The sequence below is a fragment of the Nocardiopsis sp. TNDT3 genome, from assembly GCF_003427465.1.
Taxonomy (GTDB): Bacteria; Actinomycetota; Actinomycetes; order Streptosporangiales; family Streptosporangiaceae; genus Nocardiopsis; species Nocardiopsis dassonvillei.
In genome coordinates this window covers 1-5,523 of the sequence record NZ_QPFC01000489.1, presented here as the reverse complement: position 1 = coordinate 5,523, position 5,523 = coordinate 1, and the positions used below count along the sequence as shown (strand labels likewise).

Below are 5,523 nucleotides of genomic sequence, written 5' to 3'. Positions count from 1 at the left end.
GGGCTTCGGCGCGGGATCCGTCGGGGGTGCGGTGGGCTGGTCCACCATGCAGGGCTCCCTTGTGCGTGTGGCTCGTGATCCCGTCCACAGGGAGGCGCCCACCGCGACGGGGTTCGGGTCTGGCGGTGAAATCGGCGGCCGGAGGGAGGGCAGGGGCACCAGAGGTGTACCAGGGTCACGACGATTCCGTCAATGTCCTTACGTGCCGCCCGAAGACACCCCAAAAGGTACGGAGACGGGTCTCCGCGGCCCGACGTGTCCGATCGGCGGCACCACGCCGCTCCCGCGGCGGCCCGGGCCCGCGCGTCGCCCGAGGTGGTGGAGTCCTCCGCCTCTGACCAGGGCGGTCGCCGCCTTCGGTCGGCCGACCCGGGAAGGCGTCACCGGGACCGGCTAGGATTCACCCCACATCCCCCCGTCACGCCCACAGCGCACCTTTTCCCCTGCCCTGGAGAAGGGCGCGGGCTCACCGCGCACCTCATCCCCACTCCAGACGAGGCCTGTGAGACGACAGCCGTGAGTACGCACCCCTCAGCCGTCACGCTCCCCGCGACCGCGACCGCCCTGACCTCCACCGACCCCGCGCGGATCGGTCCCTACCGGACCCTCGGGCGCCTGGGCTCCGGCGGTATGGGTGTCGTGTACGCGGCCCTCGACCGGAACGGCGCGCTCGTCGCGGTCAAGCTCATCCACCCCGAGTACTCCGCCGACGACGAGTTCCGGGCGCGGTTCGCGCGCGAGGTGCGGCTGCTGGGCCGGGTGGGCGGAGCCTGCGCGGTGCCGCTGCTGGCCGCCGACACCGAGGCCGAGCGCCCCTGGCTGGCCACCCCGTTGGTGCGCGGGATGACGCTCAGCGCCTACACGCGCGCGCACGGGCCCCTGGGCGGATGGCTGCTGATCGGACTGGCCGCCGGAGTGGCCGAGGCGCTCGCCCAGATCCACGAGATCGGCATCGCCCACCGCGACCTCAAGCCCGCCAACGTCATCCTGTCGCCCGAGGGACCCCGTGTCCTGGACTTCGGCGTGGCCCGCGCGATCGACCAGACCGCGCTGACCCGCACCGGGTCCGTGCTGGGCTCGCCCGGCTGGATCAGCCCCGCCCACTACCGCGGCGAACCCCCCAGCACCGCCGACGACGTCTTCGCCTGGGGTGCGCTGGTCTCCTACGCGGCGACCGGGCGCCCGCCGTTCGGCACCGGCGACCCGGCGGCCGTCGCGCACCGGGTGATCAGCGGCGAACCCGACACCGCGGGCTTCACCGGCCCCCTCGCGGACCTGGCCGCACGCGCGCTCAGCAAGGAGGCGTCCGAGCGGCCGACCGCGCTGGAGCTGGTCGGCGGCGTGATCGCGGCGGGCGACCCGAGGCGCTCCCACACCCCGCCGGACTCCGCCGCGGAGGCGGGCGGCGTCATGGCCACCGTCGTCGACCACCAGTGGCAGGGCGTGCGGACCGCACCCGAGCGCGAGTTCCCGGTGGCCCCCGAGAGGCGGGGCGGAGCCGGGAGGACGCTGACCGTCGTCGGCGCCGCCCTGGGCGCCCTCGTCCTGCTCGCGGGACTGGGCTTCGGCGGCGTCGCCCTGGCCGCCAACTGGGACTCCCTGCCCGTCGCCGCCTGGTTCGGGGACGAGCCGACCGGGACGGCCGAGGCGCGGCAGGCCGCCGGGGAGCAGCAGAACCCGGAACGCGGACACCAGGAGCGGCCGGACGGCGCCTCCTCCGAGGAGCCCTCCGCGAGCCCCTCCGACGAGGCGTCCCAGAGCGCTGAGGACGAGGGGGATTCCGGCGGCGGGTCCACCACCACGACGGCCACGGTGGGAGCCGGGGTGGGCGCGAGCGGAACGCGCCCACCGGGCGAGCACGTCGTGGCCTTCCAGACCCCCGGCGGTTCGGGGCAGTACGCCGTGCTCGACGGCGCCACGGTGGTGTGCGCGTGGAGCTTCTGCCAGAGCCAGGGCGGATCGGTCGGCGACGGCGGCGCCGGTTCGGTCGCCTCCACCCCCTCGGCCCTGACCGGCTACGTCAACCAGGGCAGCCGCGTCATCACCGCCGAGGTCACCTACACCACCGGCGCCGACGGCACCGTCACCATCACCCGCCTGGTGGAGCGGCACAGCACCAGCGGCACGGGCACCCCGCCGTGGTAGGGGCCGGAACCCGAAACGACGGGAGAGACATGCCGAAGACCCTCGTACGCGGGACCGCCGCCGTGGCGGGCCTGGCCCTGACCATGGCGGTGGGCACCCCCGTGCCCGCCACCGCCGCCTCCTACGGGGGCCAGTGCGGGAGCGGATACGGGGTGGTCAACGAGGCCTCCGTCAACGGGGGCACCGTCTTCCTCACCTACAACAACTTCAACGGCCGCAACTGCGTCGTCGTGGTGCGGACCGACCCGGGCAGCGCCGTCAACATGGACGCGGCCCTCAAACGCAGCGACTCCACCTCCTGGGACACCGACCCGGGCGACTGGACGGAGTACGCGGGCCCGGTCTACGCCGACGCCGCCGGCCACTGCGTGGACTGGGGCGGCGTGGTCGGCGACGAATGGGTCCTGCGCAACGGCACCAACTGCGGCTGACACAACAGGAGAGGGCGCTTGTGAACGTGCACCACCCGTGGTGGATGAACCCGGTCAACACCCTGCTCAGACCCTTCGACAACAGCCTGGGGGCGGCCGAGGGCGCCTTCGACGCCATGCTGGCGGAGGCCTCCGCCAGCAGCGGGCTCCCCTGGCCCTCCGACGAACCCTTCCTCTCGGACACGCGCGTGCTCCACGACGCCTGGCAGGCGGTGCCCGGCGTCACCCCGATCGGCCGGATCGGCCTGCGGGGAGAGGTCCGGCGGCGGCTGGAGACGCGCCTGCGCATGCTCCACCTGCTCGACGCCAACCCGGAGGTCGCGGCCCAGCCCGTCGAGCGGCCGGTGTTCATCACCGGACTGCCCAGGACGGGCACGACGTTCGGCCACGGCCTCCTGGCCCAGCACGTCCGGGCCCGCGCCCCGCGGCTGTGGGAGATGCTGAGCCCGGTCCCCGACACGGGCAGGCCCGGGGAGCGCACCGTGGGCAGGCGCGAGCGCCTCGCGCTGGCGCGGAGGCTGGTCCGGGGCATGGACGCCATGGGACCCGGGTTCCAGACCATCCACCCCATGCACCCGCTCGAACCCGAGGAGTGCGTCTTCCTCCTGCCGCAGGGGATGTTCTTCCACGTCCGCGCCGCCTCCCCGGACTACCGCGCCTGGGTCGAGGGGCGCGACGCCACCCCCGACTACGCCTACCTCAAACAGCAGCTCCAGGCGTTGCAGTGGAAGCGGCCCGCGCGCCGCTGGGTGCTCAAGTCGCCCCTGCACCTGCTCAGCCTGGACGCCCTGCTCAACGTCTTCCCCGACGCGGTGGTCGTCATGACCGACCGCGACCCGGCGCGGGCCATGGCGTCGTGGGCCAGCCTGACCGAGACCTCGATGCGCATCCACAACAGCGACGTGGACCCGCACTGGATCGGCCGGGAGTGGCTGGGGATCTGGGCGGCGGGCGCCGAACGGGCCCGCCGCGTGCGCCGCGAGCACGGTCCGGAACGCTTCCTGGACCTGCCCTACGGCGAGCTGACCTCCGACCCGCTCGGGGCGGCCGAACGCGTCTGGAGCGGCCTCGGCGAGGACTTCGACCCCGACACCCGGGCCCGCACGCTCGCCTACACGCGCGCGGACCGGCGCAGGAACCCGGGCGGCCACCGGTACGACCTGGAGTACTACGGCCTCACCGCCGAGGAGGTGCACGCGGCGTTCGGCCCGGACCCGACCGGCGCCGAGGCGGCCCGCGCGGGAGGGGGCGGGACCTGAGGGGACGCGGTGCGCGCCCGGCCGGGCCCGGCCCACGCCGTGGTGTGCGTCCGGCCCGGACCGGGGACGCGTCCGTGCCACCCGGCCCGGGCCGGGCTCGCGTCCGCGCCGTCGCGGACGCGGCGACCTTCCGGACGGCCGCCGCGACCGCGTGGCGTCAGCGCGCCGTGCGGTGCAGCGGCCGCCACGACCACCAGGCGGCCGTCCACGCGGCCAGGCCCAGCCCGGTGCCGGTGACGGCCCCGACGAGCAGGCACCGCACGAGGTCGTAGCCGCTCACCTGCGCGCGGTCGGACAGACCGCCCGCCACGGCGCCCGCCACCGCGCACACGGCGAGGGCGGACAGGGCCAGGACGCGCACGCGGTCGCCGGGGACGGACCCGGGGCGCCCATCCGCCTCACGGCCGGCGCGCCCGGCGTCCGCGCGGCGGGCGCGCTCGCGGTGGACCCACCAGGCCAGGACGGCCAGGCCGCCCGCCGAACTCGCGTACATCAGCACGTTGTAGAGCAGGTGCGGGCCCGCCACCGGAGTGCTCAGCGGCGGCCAGGCCCGCACCAGGGCCCCGCCCGTCTGGGTGAAGGAGTCCCAGGCCATGTGCGTGACCGAGCCCGCCGCCAGCGCCGCGGCGGTCAGCGCGGCCGCCCGCGCCGCCTCCCGCGCCGACCGGGGAGCACGTACGCGTACACCACCAGCACGGCGCCGCCGAGCAGCACGTCCAGCCACAGCCCCGCGGGGCCGTGCGTGGTCGCCGCGGCCACGGGCAGCGGCAGGTAGTACGGCAGGTCCGGCGCCACCGACCCGACGACCAGGGCCGTCGGCGGCAGCCCGGTACGCGCCAGGGGAAGGACCGCCGCGACATGGCTGGGGGTGAAGGGCACGTCGTCCTTCCTCGGCCGGGGACCGCGCGGCCCCGGCGGGCCTCGCTACTGCGCGTCCAGGTACTGGTAGGTGGCCAGGGTCCCCCCGATGAGCACGTAGACCTCGTAGGGGGAGACCGTGTCCTCCGGGGAGTCCGACCCCGCGAGCCCTCCGTCCCGGGCGTAGCAGAGGTAGGGGGCCCGTTCCGCGCCCGGCTCGACGGCCACGACGTCGTCCATGTCGCAGTACACCGCCTCGACGCCGTGGTCGAAGCGGATGGTGTCCTCGACGACCTCGCGCACGGTGGGCAGCTCCGGGTACTCGAACCGGAAGGCGGCGCCGCCGTCCCCGGCCAGGACCGGGAACTGCATGTCCAGGCCGCCGTAGGTGAGGGTGCAGCTCAGGCCCGGTTCGACGGGTTCGGTCATCTGCTCGGGACACGCGGCGGCGGCGCTCGGATCGACGAGGGAGGCCTTGCGGGTCACCTCCGTCAGCAGGGCCCAGGCCGCCCGCTCGGACACCGACGCGGAGTCCTCGGGCTCGGGGGGCAGGGCGGACTCGTCCACCTGGGGTCTGGAGACGGGAACGGGTGCTTCGACGAGGAGCCCGGCGAGCTCCTCCTGGGACAGCGCCTCCGGCGGAGTGCCCTCCGCGGCGGTCGTCTCCTCGGCGGCCTCTTCCGAGGGCGCCGAGGCCTCCGCGGGGTCCTCCCCGCCGCCACAGGCGGACAGGGCGAACACGAGCGAGAGGGAGACCGCCGGGGTAAGGGCGAAGCGGCCGTGAGGGGGGAAGAAGGGCATCTCTGTCCTTTTCGTCCTTGGTGGGGGTG

The 5,523-nt window shown here is 75.2% G+C and carries 4 protein-coding genes and 1 pseudogene; 3 read left to right on the top strand and 2 right to left on the bottom strand.

Annotation, left to right across the window (positions count from 1 at the left end; genetic code table 11):
• Window positions 1-516 precede the first annotated feature (516 nt).
• The 3 genes from DQW06_RS12715 to DQW06_RS12705 are packed head-to-tail and all read left to right on the top strand — an operon-like array spanning window position 517 to window position 3,835.
• The gene (locus DQW06_RS12715; protein ID WP_013156524.1) at window positions 517-2,145 is read left to right on the top strand and encodes a serine/threonine-protein kinase; all 1,629 of its coding nucleotides are present in this window, start codon (window positions 517-519) and stop codon (window positions 2,143-2,145) included.
• A 29-nt stretch (window positions 2,146-2,174) separates the two neighbouring features.
• Window positions 2,175-2,576 carry a spore-associated protein A gene (locus DQW06_RS12710; RefSeq protein WP_117198513.1) on the top strand — a complete coding sequence of 134 codons (402 nt, stop codon included), beginning with the start codon at window positions 2,175-2,177 and terminating at the stop codon, window positions 2,574-2,576.
• A gap of 20 nt (window positions 2,577-2,596) precedes the next feature.
• Window positions 2,597-3,835 carry a sulfotransferase gene (locus DQW06_RS12705; RefSeq protein WP_013156526.1) on the top strand — a complete coding sequence of 413 codons (1,239 nt, stop codon included), beginning with the start codon at window positions 2,597-2,599 and terminating at the stop codon, window positions 3,833-3,835.
• Between the two features lie 157 nt (window positions 3,836-3,992).
• Here the strand turns inward: DQW06_RS12705 and DQW06_RS12700 are convergent.
• Together DQW06_RS12700 and DQW06_RS12695 are read right to left on the bottom strand one after the other, a co-directional pair.
• Window positions 3,993-4,714, bottom strand: a pseudogene (locus tag DQW06_RS12700) (DUF4184 family protein).
• Window positions 4,715-4,759: 45 nt separating this feature from the next.
• A complete protein-coding gene (locus tag DQW06_RS12695) occupies window positions 4,760-5,494 on the bottom strand; it encodes a hypothetical protein (RefSeq protein ID WP_013156529.1) in 735 nt (244 codons plus the stop codon).
• Window positions 5,495-5,523: the final 29 nt, after the last annotated feature.